The sequence below is a fragment of the Paenibacillus sp. 598K genome (genome assembly GCF_003851045.1).
Lineage (GTDB): Bacteria > Bacillota > Bacilli > Paenibacillales > Paenibacillaceae > Paenibacillus_D.
The window spans coordinates 12,164-16,054 of record NZ_BFBX01000125.1; the positions used below are offsets into that span (position 1 = coordinate 12,164).

A 3,891-nucleotide genomic window follows, 5' to 3' on the forward strand; every position below is an offset into this window, starting at 1 on the left:
TCGCTTCTACAGATTCGATTCCGTGCCTCTTCGGCCTTTTTCAATAGCCTGATATTTGCTCATCTACTTGGATGAGCTTAACGTATTCACGGCGCTTTGCTTTTCTTGCTCCACTGTACCATCTCCGCCTGTCTTTGCCCATTTACCATTATTGGGATGCTAACGCTTCCATTTTGGCGCTGTTAGCAGCGACTTAACCTTTTTTCGAAGGCTAACATTTCTTTCGAAAGGCTGCTGATGCCCCAATCTAACGGTCAGATTTGCGTCTTAGAGACTGCAAAAAGCCGGGGAACGCAAGTTTCTCCCGGCTAAGCGTCGAATCTGACCGTTAAATTGTAGAATGACGCGTATATGCCCGCTAAGCGTCAAATATGTCCCTTACCAACAGGCACGACCAACGGGCACGGCCGGAAGCCGGCACGATCAATATCTCTCGATCGTATACTTGAGCTCGTTGATATGGACCACCTCGACCTCTCGGCACTCGAACAGCTCGGGGTAGAAGATCGCGAGGTTGAGGCCGTTTTTGTTAAGCGTGCTGTTGTACTCGATGCCGGCGTACTCCGGCTTGCCGTCATGCGTGACGCTCTTGATGAAGTCGGCTATGTACTGCGTCGGGATATAATCGAGCGGACTGTCGCTGCGCCTCAGCGCCCGGCCGATCTCCATGTTGATCCGCTTCAGATGCTCCTTGTTGATCGCATGCTCGACAGGGTCGAGCCCGTCGATGAACGGGCTGATATGATCGATATCCTTGAGGTCGACGACGACGATATCCTCCGTCAGCTCGAAGCGGCCGATCGACACATAATCGAAGATGCCGGCTCTCAGCTCGTGGATGGTCGTCTCCACATCGCTGGCCAGATACAGACATCGGATCCCTGCCGAGTTGGCCCTGCCCGCAGTGACCAGCTCGGTCGGCGGCGCGCTCATCTGTTCTGGCGGGAAGCCCTCCTCGCCCGAGATGCGGCCGCGATAGAACACAGTGCCTTTCTTGTATACCTTCCTTATAAAGGAGCAGTAACGCTTGAGCAGATCAAGCGCGATATGATGCGTATGGAAGCGGTTATGCCGTTTGACCGAGTTCACAAAATCATCCCAGGCGTGCGATCGCAGCAGCGAATGATGCTCCAGATAGGCGCGGTCATTGAGCTCGGCGATACCTACGGGGGCGTCGAACAGGCTCGGCATACTCCGGTACTTGTCCTCGCATACGGTGCGGATGATGTTGTACACATGGGTCGAGGAGAGCTGCGGGTTGAAGATATGCCAGCGATCCGTCAGCTCCGAGACGAGCAAGCGCCGCTCTTCGCTCGGGAAGTCCGGCGGCAGCAGCGACTGCGGCGTATAGATCTCGATCAGTCGCTCGAAGGTCTCGGCGATGCCTACCAGCCCGCTTGGCTCGTCCGTATCGTAGATCCGCGCCCGCCTATTGCCGCATAGCGGACAGCTGTCCTCCGTCTGCAGCGAGTCCATCATCGGCCGCAGCTCGCCGTCGATAATGCAATAGTTGCAGAATCTCATCTTGCATCATCTCCTTCCAGAAAACGGCTCATCGTCTCCAGGTGATGCATGATGCAGAGCTTCTTGACCGTGCCGAGTCCAGGGTACGAGCGGCTGTTGTAGAGCTCCTCCAGCATCCGTATCCCATAAGTGTCCAATTTTGCTGTCCGGCCAGCGTTCCATTGCACCAGCTTCTCCAGCGCCTCCGAGAACTTCCCGGCCGGGTCGCGGATATCGTCGTTGGTATCGGATACAAAATGCCGCACCCGCAACGACTGGTCATCGGCCAGATAGACGATATGAATCGCGATGGCGTATGGCGCAAAGCCCGATTCGGAGTATTCGCTGCCCGCGATCGAGTAATCGGAGAAGCCGACATACCCCTCTTCCTTATAATAGAGATGATCCAGGGAGAAGTGCTCGTCCTGGGTCGTCAAATAATCGACATTGCGGCTGCGCTTCGGGAATCGATCCATGAACATGACGCTGTCGGCGCTGCGCTGCAGCCTTCTTCGGAACAGGCTTTCATCGGGGATGAACACAAACCGGGGCTTCTCTGCGCCAAATGCCTGATCGATCTCGCCGATCGCATCGACAGCGACGCACACCACCGCTACACTCTCCTGGCCAATTCCCTCCTGCGCCAGCCACTTCAGCTGTTCCGTCAGCTCCGGCTCGGCACAGAGGACCGGCATGATCGCTCCTTGTCTCAACGCTTCCCGAAAGCGTTCTCCTTCTTGCTCGTTTTTGGGATCGGCCAGCTCCTTGATCATCGATCCGACCTGCGGATTGCGCACCAGCCCCAGAATATAGTCCTGCTCCCGACAGGTCTCCAGCGTCTTGAGCAACGCCGCAGACAATCGGACAGGCTCGATAATCGGCAGGATCCGTCTGCTTAACAAGCCCAGCTCCGCCAGCTCGCGCACCGCGATCAGCTCGAACTGCCGTCCTCTCAAGTAGGGGAAGTACATAACCAGCCCTCCTTCTCCTCCAGAAATGCCTCCATACGCTCATAATCGTCTCGTTTCAGCTCTAGGAAATAGGCCAGGAACTTCAGCGCATACGGTACGCGGCGGTACAACTCCACCTCTACCGAGTGCCGCTGCTTCAAAACGCGGATGAAATCGGCATGCCAGACGTCCGGGTTAAGCTGCGTCAGCATCCGCTTGCAGGTGCGATAATAATCAAACTGGGATACTGCAGGCAGTTCGCCGCACTGGCGGAGCAACAGCTGCTCGAACTCCGCCTTGCGAAGCATGCCGAACATGACGGCTGCATCGAGCCCCGCCGGATGATCTTGCGGCTTTTGGAGCTCGCGCAACGTGTCTTTATTCGTTAGTACGATAATGCCTACAGTCGAACCCGCCCACCTGCGGCGAATCGCTTCGAGATGCGTCTCGCCCGCCACGATGCACACTTGACTGAACGCCTGATAATAGTGCTCGATCTGCGACGCCATCCGCTCGAGGTTATCCAGCTCGGTCTTGATCTCATAGACGGTCGCCCGGCCGTTGATGAGCACGAAGTCTGCCTTGGCTTTGCCGATCCCAAGCTCGGTCAAGGCTGTCGTTGTCGTCGGCTTGTGTACGCCGAGCAGGAGCTTGTTGAGCAGCGTATTTTTATAGAAGTATTCATTGCGATAGCTTTTCCTCAGGATGCCGTACATCTCCTCCACGAGCTGGCGATTGGACTTGTCGGCCCGCTCGGGGACGCACGCTTGCATGGCGGCAGCGAACGCCTCGCGGTCACTGCCCTCGATCAGTCCTCGCCATACGTTCCGCGAAAACACGCGATTCAACAACAGTCCGTGCTGCATGTGCGACCAGCACCTTCCTTCCCGTCGAAGAGTCATTGCCAAAGTATGCCCGTCTTATCTCCAAGAAAAGCCCTGCACACACACCGCAGGCTCGCCTCAGCTCCGCTCGTCGATCAACTGCCCCAGGAAGGCGGCGAAGGTTGGCGCATATTCGTAAATATCGGCATTCATCAGATCGTAGCACATGACCGGGAATTCTCCCTCGGTGTCGGCCTTCGAGGTGTCGAAGAAAAACAGCTCGTCGGCATCCGGCACGAACAGATCGAGCCGATGGGGGAACTGCGCTCGCCAGTCCGCATCCTCCACATTAAGCCGATGAATGTACAGCAAGTCGCTGTCGTTGAGATCGCGATACTCCGACGGTCCGATGCAGAGGATATTGCCACCGTTCATATAACCGCTATTCACATGACGGGCCCACCAGCGGTAGGACGGCGGCAAGGCGTAGCCTAGCTCCTGCTCCACCTCGACGATCGCCGCCTCCTCTGCACCTTTATTGGGAAACCAGCGAATCGCCTTCGTTTGATTCAGCTTTTCCAGCAATCTCTCATACATGATTATGCCCATTCCTT

The 3,891-nt window shown here is 56.4% G+C and carries 4 protein-coding genes; all 4 read right to left on the reverse strand.

Annotated elements, in window-relative coordinates:
- Window positions 1–423 precede the first annotated feature (423 nt).
- On the reverse strand, window positions 424–1,524 hold the full coding sequence (locus tag PA598K_RS28950; RefSeq protein ID WP_128660276.1) for an RES family NAD+ phosphorylase: 1,101 nt from the start codon (window positions 1,522–1,524) through the stop codon (window positions 424–426).
- Window positions 1,521–2,474 carry a sce7725 family protein gene (locus PA598K_RS28955; RefSeq protein WP_128660277.1) on the reverse strand — a complete coding sequence of 318 codons (954 nt, stop codon included), beginning with the start codon at window positions 2,472–2,474 and terminating at the stop codon, window positions 1,521–1,523. The genes PA598K_RS28950 and PA598K_RS28955 overlap by 4 nt, the downstream gene beginning before the upstream one ends.
- The gene (locus tag PA598K_RS28960) at window positions 2,456–3,319 is read right to left on the reverse strand and encodes a sce7726 family protein (protein ID WP_128660278.1); all 864 of its coding nucleotides are present in this window, start codon (window positions 3,317–3,319) and stop codon (window positions 2,456–2,458) included. Before PA598K_RS28960 ends, PA598K_RS28955 begins: the two co-directional genes overlap by 19 nt.
- A gap of 96 nt (window positions 3,320–3,415) precedes the next feature.
- On the reverse strand, window positions 3,416–3,891 hold a 476-nt coding region (locus tag PA598K_RS28965), incomplete at its 5' end, for an SMI1/KNR4 family protein (protein ID WP_260405663.1).